Here is an 18,354-nt window from a genome sequence, read left to right as displayed (position 1 = left end):
CCAGCCCCCGCCCCAGTTGTCAGTGGCACGCCCTAGGCTGACGGCAAAGGGGGACCACCCGCAGCCGCCCTGAAGACGCCCCCTTCTTAGCGGCCTCCCTCAAGGGAGCACCACCCTCTCAGCCACCCCCACTCCACGCCGGACGGTTCGAGTCATCCGCCTTCACCACGATGTCGGCGACCTCCTCCGGCCGCACCTCGTCCTCGTACCGCGCGAATGCGGGCAGCGTCCACCGCTCCCCCTCCGGCGTACGGCGAGCCAGCGCGGCGGACGACAGCTTCAGGTGGACCGACAGGTCGAAGGGGAACCAGTGGCCGAACAGCAGCGGCCCGTGCAACAGCAGCACGCCGCCCGGCGGCAGTTCGGTGTACGGGCTGCGCGTCGCCCGGTCCGTACGGGGGTCCCACAGGTCCGGCAGCACCCGGCCCGTGCCACCCGGGTCGAGCGGGGTGAACACCTCCCGCCAGAGCGCCTGCCGGTCGAACCACTCGTCGTAGTACGCGTCGGCGTCCTCCTTGCCGTACTCCAGGCGCAGAGAGGCCGGGCGCAGGAAGCCGTCGGCCGCGACGACGTGTACGGGCCTGCCGCGCAGCCGCAGCGCTTCCGCGAGCCGCTCGGCGACCTCCCCGGTACGGGCGGCCGGCGACCCGTCGACCGCGACGCGCAGCCACGGACCGCCGTCCACCGGCGTCGCCGCGCTGATGCGCTCGGCCAGCGCGTCGGTCAGTCGTTCCCAGGTGATCGCTTCGAGCCGCACTCCTTCATTCTGCCGGGCGGGACGTCCGGACCGGCGCACCGGTTAGGGTGGCCGGTCGAGCCAGGGGTGAAGGGTGAGACGCGTGGGGGAAGCGATAGCAGACGGGCAGAGGTGGCTGCGGGTGCCGGTCGGTCCGGAAGGGCCGCAGTGGTCCACTCGGGCCGGAGCCGCGCGCGTCCTGTTCGTGGTCCACAACGTCACTTCCGCCACCCGCCTGCTGGACGTCCTCCCCCTGTTCGACGCCGACCCGCGCGTCCAGTGCCTGGCCACGTGTACGGGATCGTCGCCCTACCTGCACGGCGTTCCGGAGCTGCTGGCGAACGCCGGACTGCCCGTCCTGCCGTGGGAGCAGGCTGCCGAGACGCCGGTGGACCTGGCGATCAGCGCCAGCTACGGCGGCGAACTTCACCTGATTCAGGGGAAGTTGGCCATCTTGTCACACGGCATTGGCTACAATAAGAGGCTCCCTACACCGGACACCGGACACCGGACACCGGACACCGGGCGCTGGGGGCCCGGGTCGGGGGCGGAGCCTGGGCGGGCGCCGGTTTTCGGGCTCTCGCCGGAGTGGCTACTGCGCGACGGGAAGCCCATTGCCACGGCGACCGTCCTGTCCCACCCCGAGCAGCTCACCCGCCTCCGCCGCGTCTGCCCGCCCGCTGCCCGTACGGCCGTACTCGCCGGTGACCCGTGCTTCGATCGCCTGCTGGCCACGCTCCCTCACCGCGACGACTTCCGCCGCGCCCTCGGCGTCGCCGCCGGTCAGCGCCTCATCGTCGTCAACTCCACCTGGGGGCCGCGCTCCCTGTTCGGCGACACGCACGACGTCCTCCCCTGGCTCCTGGACAGCCTTGCCCGAGAACTGCCCGTCGACGGCTACCGCCGCTGCGCCGTCCTGCACCCCAACATCTGGCACGGGCACGGCCCCGGCCAGGTCCGTGCCTGGCTGCGGCACGCCGAGTACGCCGGGCTGACCGTCGTCCCTCCGCTGGGCCCCTGGCGGCAGGTCCTGGCCGCCGCCGACGCCGTCATCGGCGACCACGGCAGCGTGACGTACTACGCGGCCGCCATCGGTACGCCCGTACTCCTCGGCGCATTCCCGGCCCAGGACCTGGACCCGGCCTCACCCGTCGCCGAGCTGGGCCGCACGGCGCCCCGGCTCCACCCGTACGAGCCACTGCTCCCCCAGCTCGAGAAGCTGCTGACCGGCCACCACCCGGACCGGTACGCCCAGCTCACCGCCCTGGCCAGCTCCGCCCCCGGCGCCTCGGCCGGCCTGCTCCGGCGCACCTTCTACGGCCTCATCGGCCTGTCCGAACCAAGCCCTCCCGCCTATCTGCCACGTCTGCTCGCGCCTGCCCACGGTGGCGAGCCCACCACCGCCGTGCCGCCGGCCACGCCCCTTCGCACTCCCCTCCAAGTCCTGACCCACCTGCGCGATCGCCGCCCCACCGCACCACCCGAGATAACCGTCACCCGCTACGCGGACGTCGGCTCGGGCCCGTACGCGCCCTCGGATCCGTCTACGACTGCGTCCCCACCCGCTCCCACCGGCCAGACCACTCCCCAGGTCGTCGCGTCCCACACCGCCATCCACGAGGACGCGCCGGACAGCACCCGGCTGCCCCTGGCCGACCTGGTACTCCACGACTCCCAGCCCGAGCCCGCGGTCTGGACGCAGGAAGCGATGCGCCGCCACCGGCACTGCGCCATGGCCGCATGTGTCACCGCGCCGGACACCTGTCTCGTACGCGTCCCGGACGGCAGCCTCGTCACCCTCACCGCGGCGTCCGGTCCGGACGGCCGCCGCGACCGGTGCGATCCGGCCGTGTACGCCTCGGCCCTCTACGCCTGGTACGAGCGGGGCAAGCCCTTCGAAGACCTCCTCGACGGCTTGACCGTGGTGACGGGCGACGCCACCCACCACCTCCGGGTGACGATCACTCCTCCCGACTGAAGCCCTCCGTAACCACTCCCCCTCTCAAGGCCGGCCGTGCCAGCTGCCTCACGGCCGGTTCCGTCCCCGGCTGCTGTCTTCTTTTCCGCTCCTACTGCTCCAACCGCTCCAGTCGGGCCCGTACGGCTCCGGTTCTGGGCGCTCCCGTCCTCTCGTGGAGGGTCAACGCCGCCCTCAGGAAACGGATCTCCGCCTCCGTGTCCCCGGCCTGGTGGGCCCGCTCGGCGCGCAGCTCCGCCAGGTCCGCCTGCTGGACGACCGAGCCTTCGGCGGCCATGACCGTTGCGGCCCGGCCGAGTGGCTCGTCGGCCTCCTCCGCGCGCCCGGCGGCGATCAGCGTCTGCCCGAGGCTCATCAACACCCGCGCCTCGTTGTACGGATCGGGCAGCGCGCGTATCAGTTCCAGGGCGTGCCGCAGCTGTTCTATCGCTTCCTCGTGGCGGCCCATGCCTTGGAGCGACCGCCCGAGGTGGTGTTCCAGCAGGGCCAGTGCCCGCGGATCACCGACCTGCCGGGCAAGGTCGCGAGCCGACCGGAAGCACTCGGCGGCGTCGGTCCATCGCTCCTGCTTCAGATGCAGCAGCCCCAGCGATTCGACCGCGGTGGCCTCGCCACGTCTGTGCCCGGCGCGCCGGTCGGCGGCAGCAGCTTCCTCGAACTGAGCCTGCGCCTGCGCATACTCCGCAAGGCCCAGGTAGGCGAAGCCGAGCTGCGCGCGCATCCGCCCTTCGGCCTCAGGGGACTCCTCCGCGCAGCGCGCCGCGGCCTCCACACCGAGCCGGTGGGTGGCGACCCACTGCTGGTGGAAGCCGAGCCGCAGGTGCAGGCCCCACATGGCCTCGCACAGCTGCCATGTCAGTTCGTCGAGCCCGTGGTCCGCCGCGGCCCGTACCGCTTCCGCGAGGTTCTCCCGCTCGTCCCGCAGCCAGGCCAGCGCGCTAATGCCGTTTTCGTACGCAGCGGGCCGTCCCGCCAGCCGCGCGTACGCCGGTCCGAGATGCCAGCGGCCGGGCAGCACACAGGCGTCGGCTGCCGCCGCGGCGCGCACGTACCAGAGCAGTGTCCGGCGTACCGCTGATGCCGCCCCCGCTATCCCGTCCTCCACCAGTGCGCGCTGTTCCGCGTACTGGCGCCAGAGGTCATGGAAGCGGTATCGCGCCTGGTCGGACGCACCGGTCTCGCCCTCGGTCCCGGATTCCGTGCCGGTTCTCGTCCCGGAATCGGCCCCGTCCCCGGCCTGCGGTTCGCTTTCTCGCGCCTTCGCTGCCGCCTCTGCCTCGGGTGCCATGGATGCCTCGGACACAGCCTCCACCAGCCGCGCGTCAGCCAGCTCGGCGAGAAGAGCGCTCGCTTCCCCCTCGGACACGCCGGCCGCGGCTGCGGCGGCTCCCGGTGTCAGATGCCGCCACGGCCTCAGACCCGACAGCCGGAACACCTTGGCCGCAGCCTCCGACAGGTTCCCGTACGAGACGTCCATGGCGCCGCGCATCGGCTCGCCCGCCTCGCCGGGTGGCGTCTCCTGATCGCCGGTCCCGTCATGCGCGTACGGCCGCTCGTCCCCGTACGGCCCGTCGGTCCCTCCGCTCATGGCCATTTCGCGCTCCAGCAGCTCCCAGTCCGGCTGTTGTGTCGCGGCGGCGCGCGCCCCGATCGCGCACAGTGCGAGCGGCATCCCGCCGCACCGCTGCGCGACCGCTTCGACTCCAGGGCCCGTGCCGCCCAGGCGAGCGAGGAGCCCGACCGCGTCGGGGGTGCCGAGCGGGCCGATCCGTATGGTGTGCGCGCCGTACTCGACGACCAGGCGGCCCAGATCCGTACGGCTGGTCACGATGGTCAGCGAGGCCGGGGAGGCGGCCAGCAACGGCCGTACCTGCGCGACCGAGTGGGCGTCGTCCAGCACGGCGAGGAGACGCCGTTCCACCGTCACCGTGCGGAACAGGCTTTCCTGAGCGTCCGGCTCCGTCGGTACGTATGCCGGGTGCACGCCGAGGTCGCGCAGGAAGCGCAGCAGCACGTCGGACGGCGTGACCGCCGTGGCCGCGGCAGCACCACGCAGGTTCGCGTACAACTGGCCCTCTTCGAAGCGTCCCCGCAGCGCGGCGGCCAGGCGTAGTGCGGTGGCCGTCTTGCCCACACCGCCCGGGCCCCAGAGGATGACCACGAGGGGCGCTCCGCCGTTCCCCATGCTTTCGGCGCCGTCGGCGGGGAGCGCCTGGTCAAGTAACCGCACCACCTCGGCCAGCACGGCCTCGCGGTCGATGAAGTGGCGGGTGACCGGAGGAAGCGTGCAGGGCACCAAGGCGCCCGGCACGATGGCCGGCGCGGGCTCGTGGATGGTCAGCGTGCCGATGCTCTGGGCCTGTACGGCGGCTCCATAGACCGTTCCGCTGATGTGGTTGCGCGTAGTGGTGGCTGCCCGGTCGTCCGTCGTGGAGCCGAGCGCGGCCGGTTCGGGTGTGGCGGATGGCCGGGGCCCGCCGGGCCCCGTGTCAGCCACGAGCGGGCCCTCGCGTGCTTCCTCCGCCGCTCTGGTCGACCCTGGCGATCACGCCCGCCTGGATGACCGTCCCGTGGTGCGCCCCGCCGGTCATGGTGTTGTGCACGTCCCGAACCGTTATCCCGGGTTCCGTGTCGGGGCTCAGCTCCGCCAGCAGCCGGCGCAGTTCCTCGGCCGCGGCCGGGTCGTCCCGCAACGCGCGTCGCAGCCGTACCCGCCATTCGGCCTGTACATCGGCCTCGCCTGCCTCGTCACCGCCGCGCTGTGCCGCCAGCAGCTCCGTGCGCGACACCTCCAGCTCCCCTTCGAGCGCTTCTTCCTCGCCGCCGTCCCGGCGCCGCGAGAAGAACGCCGCCACCCGCTGCCGGGCCTGCGTCCACCCCTCCGTCACCATCTGCTGCACCAGCGCCGTCGCCCCCGCCGTCGCGAGCGCTGTCAACTCCGCGTCCATCGGCCCCCCTTGTTCAGCCGTACGAGTCGTACGGTCGTGCGTCCGTTGCCACGGTAAGACGGTAAGGAGAAGTTCCTCTTCTTGCCCAGGCCGGGCCGTGGTCGAGTGGTGGTGAAGGTCACCGCCCTGTCGGTCCTCCCGGGCTCCTCATCAGCCCCGCACCGGACGCGTCCGCACTGCGCCCGCCGCTCCCTCTTTCTCCGCTTCTTCCCCTCTTCGACTTCCTGCTCAACCACGCTACTTGACCCCACTGACAATCGGCGGCTCCCGCACCGCCGGTCAGGCGTTCAGGAGTCGCCGGGCCAGCGCGAGGGGCTTGTTGACCTGGTCGGACGGGGCGGATCCGGTGCGGGCCGCGCGGTGGCGGGGAACGCGTTCGACGGATGCCGTGCCGGATTCGAATTCGAGCGCGGGGGCGTAACCGGCGTCGCGCAGCGCTTCGAGGGTCGCCGCGGGCGGCTGGGCGCTGATGAGGACGGTGGGGGCGATGGCGCGCAGGCCGAGGGCCTGGAGGGCTCGGTGGGCGGCGAGTTCGCGGACCAGCGCTTCGTCGTCGGAGCGGATACAGCAGCCGGTGGGCAGCACACGCATCCGGCCATGGGCGCGGGCGGCGTCCTGGACGAGGTAGGTCAGGGGTTGCGGCAGGGGGCCGGTGGCCGACGCCTCGGTAAGGGCGTCGAGGAGGTCCGTGGCATCACGGCCGGAGTCGAGGGCTCTGCGTACGGAAGCGGGGGTGAACCGCCAGGTCACGGCGTGGCCTTCGGATTCCCGGTCGGCGGCCGAGGTCAGCAGGTCGGCGAGGGCCGCGGACGGAGGCCCCGGAACGACAGCGGTCAAGTCCGCCTGGAAGTGGGCCTGCTGGAGAGGCTGCGGCAGCAGGTCACGAAGGGCGTCGCTGAGAGGGGCGGGGTCTGTGGGGGACGCCGCGAGGAGGGCGTGGCCGAGTGGGGTCAGGGCTCCGTGTGCGGTGAGAGCGAGGAAAGCGGCCTCGTCGAGGATGTGGGTGGCGCGGTCCTCGGCCAGCGGTTCGCCGCTTACGGCCAGCGGGCGGTGCCAGGCCGCGGCGTCGAGGAGAACGGGCAGGTCGGGCAGGTGCCCCGCTGCGTCGGCCGGTGCGGTGGACAGCGCTTTGAGGAGGGCGTGGCGCAGTGCGGGCGCGTGCCGGTCTTCACCGCGCACCAGCGCCGTGGGCGTCTCCCCGAAGGGGGTGTACGTCGGAATGGACCAAAGAGTCGCCCAAGCGGTCAGAACCGGAACGAGCCGCTCACCGGGGGTCTGCGCCAGCCAGTCGTCGTACGCACCGGTAGGCGCGGCCGTGATGCCCGCAGGGGTACGAGTCAGGGCGATGAGGTCGGCGGCGAGTACGAGGTCGAGCAGGAGACGGGTGCGGGCCTCGGTCGTACCGGCTGCCTTGGCCAGGCGTTTGATCTCACGCAGGGCCAGCCCTCCTGTCTTGCGCAGGGCCGCGGGCTGACTGGCGAGCGAGGCGAGCAGACGGTCGAGGGTCGCGGCGAGGGTGGAGGCGGCGGCCTGGGATTCGCCCTGGACGGAGGCCATGGCGGCGCCGGTCTCTCGCGAGGCGGCCTCGGGGGCGGGCAGTCTCGGGGCGGTGGGGGCGAAGACGCCCAGGTCGTGGGCGGCCAGGAGCTGCGGGATGCGGGGCGGGACCACGATCGCGCCGTCTTCGGTGGGGGCGGCGAGCCCGTCCTCGTAGAGCAGTTCCAGTGCGGCGGTCACCGCTTCGCGGGCGGGACCAGGGCCGGCGGCGCCCAGGGCTCGGTACGCCTCTTCCGCCGGAACCGGCTCCGCGGCCAGGTCCGGGAACGACAGCCGGTGGGCCATCAGCGACTGGTAGTCGGCTCCGGCGGCGGGGACCGCGGGCACAGGGGCGGCACGTCGGGCCAGGTCCTGGCTTACGCGGGCGGTGGCGGCGAGGAGCTGGAGGCGGGGGTGGTCGAGGTGGAGGACGGTGTGGTGGAGGGTTTCGTACGACCACAGGGCGGTGGCCAGTTCGCGAAGCCGGGTGGGCGCGGGCCTGCGGGACAGCGCTTCCGCATGGCGGGCCAGCAGGGCGGCCAGCTCTTCGGGGGTGCGCTGTGCGAGGGAGCGGGTGAGTGTGTCGAGACCTTCCACGGCCAACGAGGTTAGGTCACCGGCCGAGCAGCGCGGTGAGGGCCCCTACGGGGTCGGGGTCCGCGCGGCCGGTGGGCCACCAGTCCTCGGCGCCGGGGTCGGATTCGTACGGATACCAGCGGTTGTCGTGGCCGAAGCGGAGCTGGATGCCACGGGCGGGGTCGGTGAGGTGGTTGTGGCGGGGGCGGAGGGCGGGCAGGTCGGCGGCTGTCAGGGCGCTGCGGGCGCGGTCGAAGTCGCCGGCGGGCGGGTTCCAGATGGTGTCGAGGAGGGTCAGTCCTTCGAGGCCGCCCTGGCGCCAGGCGGCGACGGCACGCGCCACGTCCGTCACGCTGCGGCCGGTGGCAGCGGCGAGGTCGCGGTAAAGGGCGCGGGTGGTAGCGGTCAGGCCGGCGGTGGGATGGGCCGTGGCGGCGAGCCGGATGCCGTCCTGCCAGGGCGTGAGGTCGGGGAAGGGCGATATGCCGGACGTCGGGGGCTTGTCCGGCCGGGCCGCGGGGGTCGGTCCGTAGGCCGGAGAGGCGGCGGACGGTGTAGTGATGTCGGTGTGGAGGGCGCTCAGGTAGGCGTGGGCGCGGGCCGTGGCGTCGGTGGCCAGGAATTCGAGGGCGTCCGCGTCCAGCGGGAGACCGTCGGCATCCGGGAAGGCATGGGCCTGTCCGGGGTGCGGCGGAAGGGGCATGGGTGGCGGGAGGGGCGGCAGCAGCCGGTCGGCCAGAGCGTCACGGGCGAGCACACCGCGCGGCGAGTGCGTCCCCGAAGCCGGTTCCACCGGCGCTGAGGCTGCGCGGTGCTCTGCGTCCGTACGCACTTCCGCTCGGGGCCTGACCTGCGATCTTTCCCTTGCGCCTCGGTTCGCCTTGATCGCTGCGGCGGCTGCCGCGCGGGCGTCGGCGCGCGCACCCGACAGCGGCCCGGGAGCTGCCTCCGGTGGCGCGAGCTGAGCGCTGCGGGATTCGCGCGCCGTGAGGGTCGCGTTCCGGCGTGACAGTTCGTCGAGGAGTTCGCGTTCACCGCGGCCCCGCATGAGGAGGAGCACGAACGGGTCGGCGTCCAGCAGCCGCGCCACCTGGAAGCAGACGGCGGCGGCGTGCTTGCAGGGGTGGCCGTGGTCGGGGCAGGAGCAGCGCGGTACGAGGTCGCCCGGGCCGGGCAGCAGGCGTACGCCCGATTCGGCGACGGTTCGCGGCAGTTCCTTGGCCAACAGCGCGGTGAGCTGGGCCGGGTCGGCGGCGATGGCGTCCAGCAGGTCGGTCCACTCACCGGAGGAGAGCTCCTGGAGACGGATCACCACGTTGTACGGGCGCGGCCGGCTGCCCCGGACGGTGGCGGCGATGCGCCCGGGGGTGATGTTGATCGTGTCGACGTTGCCGTCGCGGGCGTACGTACGGCCTCGGGCGAGGCGGGCGCTGTCCAGAGCCGTGGCCTCCAGGGCGTCCAGCCAGGCGCTGCCCCACCACGACTCGGCGAACAGCCCTCGGGCGCCGGAACGCTGCGGCAGCGGCGGGAACGTACGCGAGCGGTCGGAACGGTCCATGCGGCCCGGGGCGGCTCCGCGGCCCGGACGGGCCGCTGGGGGCGTGCCCGGGCCGCGGCCGAAGCGGTCGGCGTCGTCTCCTGGCAGGGGGCGGGGGCGGCGGCTCATGCGGCCCTCCTCAGGGAGACGAGATCGGCGAGCTGGGCATCGGTCAGTTCGGTGAGCGCGGTCTCGCCGCCGGTCAGGACAGCGTCCGCCAGGGCTCGCTTGGCGGTGAGCAGTTCGGCGATGTTGTCCTCGACCGTGCCCTCGGCGATGAGCCGGTGGACCTGGACGGGCTGGGTCTGGCCGATGCGGTACGCCCGGTCGGTGGCCTGTTCCTCGACGGCCGGGTTCCACCACCGGTCGTAGTGGATCACGTGAGCGGCCCGGGTGAGGTTGAGTCCGGTGCCGGCGGCCTTCAGGGAGAGCAGGAAGACCGGGGTGCGGCCGGACTGGAAGCGGTCGACCATCTCCTCGCGCTGCCTCACGGGCGTACCGCCGTGCAGGAGCTGGTTGCCGATGCCGCGTGCGGTGAGGTGTCTTTCGAGGAGCCGCGCCATTTCCACGTACTGCGTGAAGATCAGTGTCGCGCCGCCCTCGGCGAGGATCGTGTCGAGCAGTTCGTCGAGGAGTTCGAGCTTGCCGGAGCGGGCCGCCAGCCCGGGCGCGGCTTCTTTCAGGTACTGCGCGGGGTGGTTGCAGATCTGTTTGAGGGCCGTCAGCAGCTTCATGACCAGGCCGCGCCGGGCGATGCCCTCGGCCGCTTCGATCCGGGCCAGCGTTTCGCGGACGACGGCCTCGTAGAGCGCGGCCTGCTCGCGGCCCAGGGCCACCGGGTGGTCCGTTTCGGTCTTGGGCGGCAGCTCGGGGGCGATGCCGGGGTCGGACTTCTTGCGGCGCAGGATGAACGGGCGGACCAGTCGGGCGAGGCGCTCGGCCGCCTCCGGGTCCTCGCCGCCCTCGACCTCGCGCGCGTACAGGGCGCGGAAGGTCTTCAGGGAGCCGAGCAGGCCGGGAGTGGTCCAGTCGAGGAGGGCCCACAGCTCGGACAGGTTGTTCTCGACGGGCGTTCCGGTGAGGGCGATACGGGCCGGGGTCTTGATGCCGCGCAATGCCTTGCCGGTGGAGGACTTGGGGTTCTTCACGTGCTGCGCCTCGTCCGCGACGACCCACGCCCAGGTGCGGGCGGCGAGTGCGGCGGCGCTCGACCGCATCGTGCCGTACGTGGTCAGGACGAAACCGCCGTCGACGTCTTCGAGGCTGCGGCCGGTGCCGTGGAAGCGGCGTACGGGGACGCCGGGCGCGAAGCGTTCGATCTCGCGCTGCCAGTTGCCGAGGAGGGAGGCCGGGCAGACCACGAGGACGGGAGCGGTGGGGCGTTGGTGCAGGTGGAGGGCGATGACCGTGATCGTCTTGCCGAGGCCCATGTCGTCGGCGAGGCAGCCGCCGAGCCCGAGGGACGTCATCCGGTCCAGCCAGGCCAGTCCGCGGAGCTGGTAGTCGCGCAGGGTCGCACGCAGACCGGTGGGCTGCGGCGGAACCGGCGCGTCCTGGGTCAGGCGGGAGCGCAGTGCGGCGAGCGCACCCACGGGCACCACCTCGACCTCTTCACCGTCCACCTCGGTCGTGCCGTTCAGCGTCACGGCGAGGGCGTCGACCGGGTCCAGGTAGCCCAGTTCGCGCTTGCGGGCCTTGCGGACGAGCGCCGGATCGACCAGCACCCACTGGTCACGCAGCCGCACCACGGGCCGGTGGGCCTCCGCCAGGGCGTCCATTTCCGCCTCGGAGAGCGGCAGGCCGTCGAGGGCGACCTGCCAGCGGAACTGGAGCAGTTTCTCAGTGTCGAAGAAGCCGAACCCGTCGGCCGCGGTGCCGGGGGCCGGGCGGATGACGGCGGCCGCGGTCAGCCCGCGGGCCAGTTCCTTCGGCCAGTGCACGGCGACGCCGGCGGCGGCCAGGCGGGGCGCCGCGTCACCCAGCAGTTCGTACAGCTCCTCCTCTGCCAAGGGGAGGACGTCGGGAACCGTCCGCTCCAGGAAGCGGGCCAGCGGAGGCCAGACGCGGGCCGCCCGGCGCAGCGCGAGCAGGGTGTCGACCCGGGCGCGGGGTCCGAAGTGGTCGGGCCCCTCTCCCTCCCACAGCTGTCCGGCGTCGGTGACAAGCGTGGGGTCGGTGAGACTGTGTACCTGAAGGATGGCGGCCGCGGCACTGCGCTCTTCAGCTGCGGCATGGGCCGGTGTCGCACCGGTATCGGTGGGCGTATCAGCGGCATCGTCCCGACCAGGCCGGGGCTCGTCCCGCGTGTCGAAGAGCCCGTGGGCAGCCAGGTCGAGCCGCAGGGACAGACGCACACCGGCGTCCACCCCCGCCGCCACTTCGGCAGCCCAGTCGCGCGCGCCGGGCAGGTACTGCGGCGCCATCGACGCGAACGGCGCACCGACCATGTGAGCTGCCGCCGGTGTACGGGGCAGGGCGTCCGTCACCGCGTCCACGAGGGCGCGCACGAGCTGCACCGGATCGTGGACCTGCAACGGGCGACTGTCGGGAAGCGGGACGGCGTACGCCTCGGGCGGCATGGCGGCGGCAACGGCCCGGAGGTGCGCCATGTCCTCGGGATCCAGCGGTCCGGCGCGCCAGGCGTCGGTGTCCTGGGCGGTCAGCCCGGGCAGGAGCCGACCGCGCGCGGCCAGGTTCAGGGCGTGCAGGACCGCCGCGCCCCAGCAGGCCGCGGCGGGGTGAGCGGCCGGATCGTGCCGGGCGCGGGCCAGCAGTGGTACGGCCGCGGCGATGGGCAGTGCCATGGCAGGGACCGTTCGACGGCGGGCGCCGTTGCCGTGCCGACGCGCAACCGCCAGCTCGATGGTCTCTGCCGCCGTACTGGCGGGCCCTGGCTCTGCCGCCCCTGGGCCGCTCGGAGCCCCGCTGTTGTCACGTACAGCTACGGAAAGGTCCGGGAGAGGGCCGCCGTCCGGGCGCCAGAAGGCGAACCGGCCGGCTCGGGGCGGCTCGGCGGGCAGGAAGACCACAGCGCAGCTGACGGATACAGGGCTCCGCTCCCCCCTCGTCCCCCGCCCATCGCGGGCCCGGGCCGAAGCACTCGTAGCAGCGGGCAGGCCGAGCTCGGGCGTCGACCGCCTCACCGTCTCCCCGCTCTCCGCCATGCCGCTGTCCTTTCCCGGCGCCCCTTGCGCCTCCCGCGCCCTGCGGTCCCTTCTCGCCTGTCCGGCCCCGGCCGCTGCCGTCCAGCGCCCATGCCCCGCTTGCCCGCCACCCCGACCTGCGAGTTTACGGTCGTCCACGCCGCTCCCCTCCCTTCCGCTGCACACCGGTGACGGTGACGCACCGGAGCCGGACCCGCGCCTTCGGCACGGAACACCAGGCCACGATCGCTTCGGCCGCGTGAGATCGATGGAAGCAGACGGCACTGACAACGCCGTCGTCGGCGACGGTCCGGCCGAAGTTATCCACAGGCCGCGAAAGAAATCCCACGGCGAGCTCGCGATGGGCTACCGTCGAACCAGTCGTCACGCACGGTGACGAAAGCGCCACGATGCGAGGAGTGAATCATGACCCAGCCGACAGCCGAGCAGACCGCCGCCGCGGACGCCTTCCGAACCGGCGATCACCTCGCGATCCAGGCCGGAGCGGGCACGGGCAAGACCACGACGCTCGCCATGCTCGCCCGCTGCACGCCACCGCGTGGACGGCCACCGTGCCGGCAAGGCCGCTATATCGCGTTCAACAAGGCCCTGTCCTACTCGGCGCTGCGTACGGTGACCCAGTTCTGCCAGTCCGCCGATGCCGAGCTCACGGCTCAGCATGTGCCCAGGCTGCGTGGCGTCGAGGCCGACGCGACGCACGCGCAGTTGTCGGAGATCGTCCTCCCCTTCGCCCGCAAGGCGTGGGGGGACCTCCAGCACCCCGAGCGGGGCACCGTCCGATTCGAGCACGACCACTACCTGAAGATGTGGGCACTGAGCGAGCCGAAGATCGCGGCGGACTTCCTTCTGCTGGACGAGGCGCAGGACACCAACCCCGTGGTCGAGCAGGTCTTCACCGCCCAGCGCGGCCACGCCCAGCTGGTCCTGGTCGGGGATTCCGCGCAGGCCATCTACGGCTGGCGCGGAGCGCGCGACGTGATGAGCACCTTCGACGGCAGACAGCTGACCCTGTCGCGGTCGTTCCGCTTCGGCCCCGCGCTGGCCGAGGAGGCCAACCGCTGGCTGGCCATCGTCGACGCGCCGATCCGGCTCATCGGTTCGCCGTCGCTGCCCACGGAGCTGGCGAAGACCGCGAGACCGGACGCGGTCCTGTGCCGGACCAACGTCGGCGCGATGGTGGAAGTGATACGGCAGCTCGAACAGGGCCGCCGGGTCGCCTTGGCAGGTGGCGGCGGCACCCTGGCCGCGCTGGCGCAGTCCGCGCACGACCTGAGATCGGGACGCCGGCCGTCACATCCCGAGCTCATGCTCTTCGAGTCCTGGGAGGAGCTGCGGGAGTACGCGGAGTACGACCCGTCCGGCCGAATCTCCAGCCGCTGGTCGAGCTGGTCGACGAACACGGCACGCAGGCCGTGCTGCAAGCCCTGGACAGACTGGTTCCGGAGGACTCGGCCGAGGTCACGGTCTCGACGACCCACCGCGCGAAGGGGCGGGAGTGGCCGGCGGTCCGGATCGCGGACGACTTCACCGCTCCGGACGACCTCGACGAACAGGACGCGGACGGAGAACCCGTCCCCGGGCCCATCGATCTCGCGGAGGCGCGCCTGGCGTACGTGGCTGTCACACGGGCCCGAACTCTGCTCGACATCGGCGGCCTGAACTGGATCAACAGCCACCCTGCCGGTGATCCACGACCGGGGCTGCCTCGGGGATCACCGTAGGTGGCGTCGTTCCCGGGCGAAGCCAGGCGGCGGAATCCGTGGCGTTTCGCGTGGCACGGCGCTTACCGGAACAGGTGGCGCGCATCTGCTGGATCGGGAGGACCCTGGGAAGGAGGAACGCGAATCGGACGAGGTGGGAGGTCAGCGGGCTGGGCGAGTGGTCTTCGCTCAAGGCCGGGCCGGGCATGCCGTGCCCTGCGGTGCGATGTGTGCGGCCGGGACAGAGCAGCGAATGCGACGAGGTAAGGGGTGAGTGGACGGTCCTGGAAGTCCAGGCAGGAGCTGGGGAGTGCGCGGCGGATGGTCTGTCTACAGCCATGGTCGGCGCGCGAGTCAGGAGAAACACGGCAATGAGCCTCGGCGTCACGCAAGCGCGTGGCGGTGAGCGAGGTGTGGTGAGTGGTGATGCGTACCGGTAGTGAGCCTCTTCAGGCGCGCAGCCCGCTGAAGATGCGCCGTGGGCTGGCGTTGTGGGGGATGGTCTGGGCCGCGGCGGGCACGGTCGCCTTCTCGGTGGCCGGTCGGCCTGGGTGGGCGGCGGCCTGCGCTGTGGTGGCGGTGCTCGCCGCCATAGACCTGACGATCGTCGTACGACATATCCACCAAGGCGCGCACTACCAGCCGGGCAAGGACGTGCCACCGTACGAACCCGTCCATGACCCGCGGCGAGGGGCGCCGCGCCACCGGTCGGCCGACCTGGGGTGGGGTGGCGGGGGTCCGAGTGGTGGGGAGCCGGGCGACGGAGGGCCGGATGGCCGTGGCGGGGGCGGTGAGCGCCGGGGGCCGGGGTGAGGGACAGCTGGGGCAGGTGGAGGAGGGAGTACGGGGAAGGAAGGTGACCTGATTACGGAGGGGGCGACCGCTGGTGAAGCTGGTGGGGCTGGGCCGAGCGGGGTTGCTGGTACCTACGGCGAGCGGGGGCGCCCACCCCTTCGGACGGTAGGCGGCTGGGGCGAGGCCAGCCGGGGAGGTGGGAGCGGGCTGAGCCTGACGGGCCGGGTTGAGTTGTTCGGCGACTGGGCTGGGCGGGGCTGAGCTGCGCTACCCCGGGTGGGTGTGCCCTACGCAAGCCGCCTGCACCACTGCCTGCCCGGCCTACCCGTCGCCTGCTTCTCCCCTCCCCCACCCGCCCCAAGCCACCAACCGCACGCAAGATGCGGTCGATGGCTTGGCTGCCGGCCTACGGCTCTTCGGGGGCCGAAGGGGGCTCGAAGCGGGCGGCCTCTACGAAATCCGGGCGGGGGTCCAGAGCCGCGGCGAGGCGGAAGTGGCGTTGGGCCTCGTCGGGGCGGTTGGCGCGTTGGAGGGTGCGGGCCAGGGCGAAGTGGGCGAAGGCGTTGTCCGGTTCGCGTTCCAGGACGATCTGGAATTCCAGTTCGGCCGGGCGGAGTTGGGCGGCGAGGAAGAAGGCGCGGGCGCGCAGCAGGCGGGCCGCGGTGTTCTCCGGGTGGGCCGCGATGACCGGGTCCAGGAGTTGTACGGCGCCACGTGGGTCGCGGGCCTCCAGCAACTGCTCGGCGGCCCGGAAGTTGATGACGTTCGTCTCGGGGCTGCGTTCGGCCACGGCCGTCTCCTCTTCCGTATTACGGACCACCAGTAGTCTCACGGCGCTCTCCGGCTCGATGCGGGTAAGCGCATGCGCCGCCCGTTGTGCGGGCGTTACGTGCGGCACAACAAGTGCGTCCTTCGTCGCATTCCCCACTCGGGTCAGCCCGCAATCATGGCGTGGGGACCCGATTGGGTTTGTCGAGGGTGGGGCTCACCGGTCAGGCAGTAGTGGGACGCGGTTTGGGCTGCTGCGTCGCTAAGTGCACTTACAGGCTGATGTGGTAAGTCTTTCGCAACGTTTCGTGCACAGTCCAGCGCGTACGGTCGCCTTCGCGCAGTATGCAGGCGTCGCCCGGGCCCACTTCCAGGACCGGACCGTCCTCGACCTCGATCGTTGCCCGGCCGCTGACGACCACGAACAGTTCGTTCGCCTCGGTGTCGGTGACGACGCCCGGGGTGATCTGCCAGATTCCCCGTATCTGCTTGCCGTCCGGGAACTCCCACAGGACCTTGCCGGTCACCACCGTGTCGCCGGAGATGATCTGGGCGGGGTCCAGCGGCTCGGGCTCCAGTTCCGCGTCAGGCACGCCGGGGATGTGGACGGCGAAGGAGCCGGCGGAGGGCGAAAGATCCGACGGAGCAGGAGAGGGCGGGACGGAGGCAAGATCAGGTCGGTTCATGGCGGCGAGGATAGCTGCGCTGTCCATGCGCGATGCTCCGCTTCCCGCCGCGGCGGAAGCTGTAGCCGCAGCAGGTACGGCATCCGCCCAGCCCCGAACCCCTGCCGCAACCAGCCCCCTACACCCCGCTCAGGCCCCCTCCCACCCCCGCACCCTCTCCCACACCTCGCGCACCCGGGGCTCCAGAGCCTCCAGCGGGCCGTCGTTGTCGATGATCAGATCTGCGATCGCCAGGCGCTGTTCGCGGGTTGCCTGGGCTTCCATGCGGGCCTTCGCCTCGTCCTCGGTCATGCCACGCAGACGTACCAGCCGGTCGAGCTGGGTGCGGGGCTGGGCGTCGACGACGATGACCAGGTCGTACAGAGGGGCGAGGCCGTTCTCCGTGAGCAGGGGTACGTCGTGGACGACCACCGCGCCCGGGCCCGCCGCAGCTTCCAGTTCGGCCGACCGCGCGCCCACCAGCGGGTGCACGATCGCGTTCAGGGCCCGCAGTTTCTCCGGATCGTTGAAGACGATCGCGCCCAGTTTGGGCCGGTCGAGCGTGCCGTCCGCGGACAGCACCTCCGGGCCGAACTCCTCGATCACCGCGGCGAGTCCGGGCGTACCCGGCTCGACCACCTCGCGTGCGATCTTGTCGGCGTCCACGATCACCGCGCCGTACGAGGCGAGCAGCCGCGACACCTCGCTCTTGCCCGCGCCGATACCACCCGTAAGCCCCACCTTCACCATGCGGCACACGCTACATCGGAGGAGGTGGCGGAAGGGAAGCCGGACGCCCCGTTCTCCGACTCGGGGCCCCACCCCTCAGGGCCATCGGGGCCCTCAGACCCCTTCGAACCCCTCAGGCCCCTCCCCCTTCGCCCTCCCTCTCCGCCAAGAACCGCTCCAGTTCCCGTCCGATCTCCTCGGCCGACGGCAGCTCCATCGGCTCGGCCACCAGATTCCCGCGGCTCTCCGCGCCCGCCACGGCGTCGTACTGGTGCTCAAGGCCGCTGACCAGCGCGACCAGTTCCTCGTCGCCCTCGGAGATCTGCCGTTCGATCTCCTCCTGGGTCCGCAGCGCTTCCGTGCGCAGCGCGTGCGCCGCAGTCGGGAGCACCAGGCCGGTGGCAGCGGTGACCGCCTCCAGGGCGGTCAGCGCGGCGTCCGGGTACGGGGACCGGGCCACGTAGTGCGGTACGTGCGCGGCGACGCCCAGTACGTCGTGGCCGGCCTCCGCGAGCCGGAACTCGATCAGCGCCTCAGCGCTGCCGGGTACCTGGGCCTCGTCGAAGACGCTGGCGTGACCGGGCATGAGGTCGGTGCGGTTGCCGTGCGGCGTGATGCCCACGGGGCGGGTGTGGGGGACGCCCATCGGGATGCCGTGGAAGTTCACCGCGAGCCGTACGCCGAGCCGCTCGACCATCTGCCGTACCGCGGCCGCGAAGCGCTCCCACTCCACGTCCGGCTCCGGGCCGGAGAGCAGCAGGAACGGCGCGCCGGTGGCGTCCTCGACGAGCCGCAGCTCGATGCTCGGGGTCTCGTACGCGGTCCAGCGGTGGCGCTGGAAGGTGAGCAGCGGCCTGCGGGCACGGTAGTCGACGAGCCGGTCGTGGTCGAAGCGGGCGACGACCCGGTGCGAGAGGCCGCCCAGCAGCCGGTCCACGATCTGGTCACCGGTCTCACCTGCATCGATGTAGCCGTCGAAGTGGTACAGCAGCACCAGCCCGGCGGAGTCCCGCGCGGTGATCGCCTCCACTGCCGCGAGCCCGCTCGGCTCCCATTCGTACAAACCCTGGGGATCCAACACAGTGTCCGCTCCTCCTCGATGTTCGTCCCCCAGAACGTCCTACGTGCCGTCGGCATTCCCACCGCCGATCATGCCCCCACGGCAGCGCCCTCTTCTGCACGCGAAGTGGACGTGGCCGACGGGTCTGTTGAGTGCGGCGGC

The 18,354-nt window shown here is 72.3% G+C and carries 12 protein-coding genes and 1 pseudogene; 3 read left to right on the top strand and 10 right to left on the bottom strand.

What is annotated here, in order from left to right:
• Positions 1 to 118: 118 nt before the first annotated feature.
• Positions 119 to 757 carry a nucleoside/nucleotide kinase family protein gene (locus CP984_RS31085; protein WP_003983908.1) on the bottom strand — a complete coding sequence of 213 codons (639 nt, stop codon included), beginning with the start codon at positions 755 to 757 and terminating at the stop codon, positions 119 to 121.
• Between the two features lie 82 nt (positions 758 to 839).
• Between CP984_RS31085 and CP984_RS31080 the strand changes: the two genes are divergently transcribed.
• On the top strand, positions 840 to 2,714 hold the full coding sequence (locus CP984_RS31080) for a hypothetical protein (protein WP_226048719.1): 1,875 nt from the start codon (positions 840 to 842) through the stop codon (positions 2,712 to 2,714).
• A 91-nt stretch (positions 2,715 to 2,805) separates the two neighbouring features.
• Here the strand turns inward: CP984_RS31080 and CP984_RS31075 are convergent, their stop codons facing one another.
• The 5 genes from CP984_RS31075 to CP984_RS31055 form a co-directional block, all read right to left on the bottom strand.
• A complete protein-coding gene (locus CP984_RS31075; RefSeq protein WP_003983910.1) occupies positions 2,806 to 5,211 on the bottom strand; it encodes a tetratricopeptide repeat protein in 2,406 nt (801 codons plus the stop codon).
• Positions 5,204 to 5,662 carry a hypothetical protein gene (locus CP984_RS31070; protein WP_003983911.1) on the bottom strand — a complete coding sequence of 153 codons (459 nt, stop codon included), beginning with the start codon at positions 5,660 to 5,662 and terminating at the stop codon, positions 5,204 to 5,206. The genes CP984_RS31075 and CP984_RS31070 overlap by 8 nt, the downstream gene beginning before the upstream one ends.
• A gap of 279 nt (positions 5,663 to 5,941) precedes the next feature.
• Positions 5,942 to 7,795, bottom strand: coding sequence for a helicase-associated domain-containing protein (locus CP984_RS31065; RefSeq protein WP_043979655.1), 1,854 nt, complete (start codon positions 7,793 to 7,795; stop codon positions 5,942 to 5,944).
• Positions 7,796 to 7,811: 16 nt separating this feature from the next.
• Positions 7,812 to 9,440: an SWIM zinc finger family protein gene (locus CP984_RS31060; RefSeq protein WP_003983913.1), complete on the bottom strand. Its 1,629-nt coding sequence runs from the start codon at positions 9,438 to 9,440 to the stop codon at positions 7,812 to 7,814.
• Complete coding sequence (locus CP984_RS31055) at positions 9,437 to 12,475, bottom strand: DEAD/DEAH box helicase (RefSeq protein ID WP_078575422.1); 3,039 nt, start codon at positions 12,473 to 12,475, stop codon at positions 9,437 to 9,439. Before CP984_RS31055 ends, CP984_RS31060 begins: the two co-directional genes overlap by 4 nt.
• 405 nt (positions 12,476 to 12,880) lie before the next feature.
• Between CP984_RS31055 and CP984_RS31050 the strand changes: the two are divergent.
• Positions 12,881 to 14,196, top strand: a pseudogene (locus CP984_RS31050) (UvrD-helicase domain-containing protein).
• Between the two features lie 405 nt (positions 14,197 to 14,601).
• Positions 14,602 to 14,988, top strand: a complete 387-nt coding sequence (locus tag CP984_RS42285) for a DUF6343 family protein (RefSeq protein WP_079027986.1) — start codon at positions 14,602 to 14,604, stop codon at positions 14,986 to 14,988.
• A 388-nt stretch (positions 14,989 to 15,376) separates the two neighbouring features.
• Here the strand turns inward: CP984_RS42285 and CP984_RS31040 are convergent, their stop codons facing one another.
• The 4 genes from CP984_RS31040 to CP984_RS31025 form a co-directional block, all read right to left on the bottom strand.
• On the bottom strand, positions 15,377 to 15,760 hold the full coding sequence (locus CP984_RS31040) for a tetratricopeptide repeat protein (RefSeq protein ID WP_003983916.1): 384 nt from the start codon (positions 15,758 to 15,760) through the stop codon (positions 15,377 to 15,379).
• A gap of 250 nt (positions 15,761 to 16,010) precedes the next feature.
• Entirely contained in the window at positions 16,011 to 16,424 is a 414-nt protein-coding gene (locus CP984_RS31035) for a cupin domain-containing protein (RefSeq protein ID WP_043979668.1), read from the bottom strand.
• A 129-nt stretch (positions 16,425 to 16,553) separates the two neighbouring features.
• Positions 16,554 to 17,153: a dephospho-CoA kinase gene (coaE, locus tag CP984_RS31030; protein ID WP_003983918.1), complete on the bottom strand. Its 600-nt coding sequence runs from the start codon at positions 17,151 to 17,153 to the stop codon at positions 16,554 to 16,556.
• A 112-nt stretch (positions 17,154 to 17,265) separates the two neighbouring features.
• Positions 17,266 to 18,213, bottom strand: coding sequence for a proteasome assembly chaperone family protein (locus CP984_RS31025; protein WP_003983919.1), 948 nt, complete (start codon positions 18,211 to 18,213; stop codon positions 17,266 to 17,268).
• Positions 18,214 to 18,354 lie beyond the last annotated feature (141 nt).

This window comes from Streptomyces rimosus (assembly GCF_008704655.1).
GTDB classification, from domain to species: Bacteria; Actinomycetota; Actinomycetes; order Streptomycetales; family Streptomycetaceae; genus Streptomyces; species Streptomyces rimosus.
This window is presented reverse-complemented; position numbering and strand designations above follow the sequence as displayed.

Bases quoted from the DNA above. Each gene is read 5' to 3' on its own strand.
- coaE (WP_003983918.1), bottom strand. From the start codon at position 17,153: ATGGTGAAGGTGGGGCTTACGGGTGGTATCGGCGCGGGCAAGAGCGAG.
- CP984_RS31070 (WP_003983911.1), bottom strand. From the start codon at position 5,662: ATGGACGCGGAGTTGACAGCGCTCGCGACGGCGGGGGCGACGGCGCTG.
- CP984_RS31035 (WP_043979668.1), bottom strand. From the start codon at position 16,424: ATGAACCGACCTGATCTTGCCTCCGTCCCGCCCTCTCCTGCTCCGTCG.
- CP984_RS31060 (WP_003983913.1), bottom strand. From the start codon at position 9,440: ATGAGCCGCCGCCCCCGCCCCCTGCCAGGAGACGACGCCGACCGCTTC.
- CP984_RS31055 (WP_078575422.1), bottom strand. From the start codon at position 12,475: ATGGCGGAGAGCGGGGAGACGGTGAGGCGGTCGACGCCCGAGCTCGGC.
- CP984_RS42285 (WP_079027986.1), top strand. From the start codon at position 14,602: ATGCGTACCGGTAGTGAGCCTCTTCAGGCGCGCAGCCCGCTGAAGATG.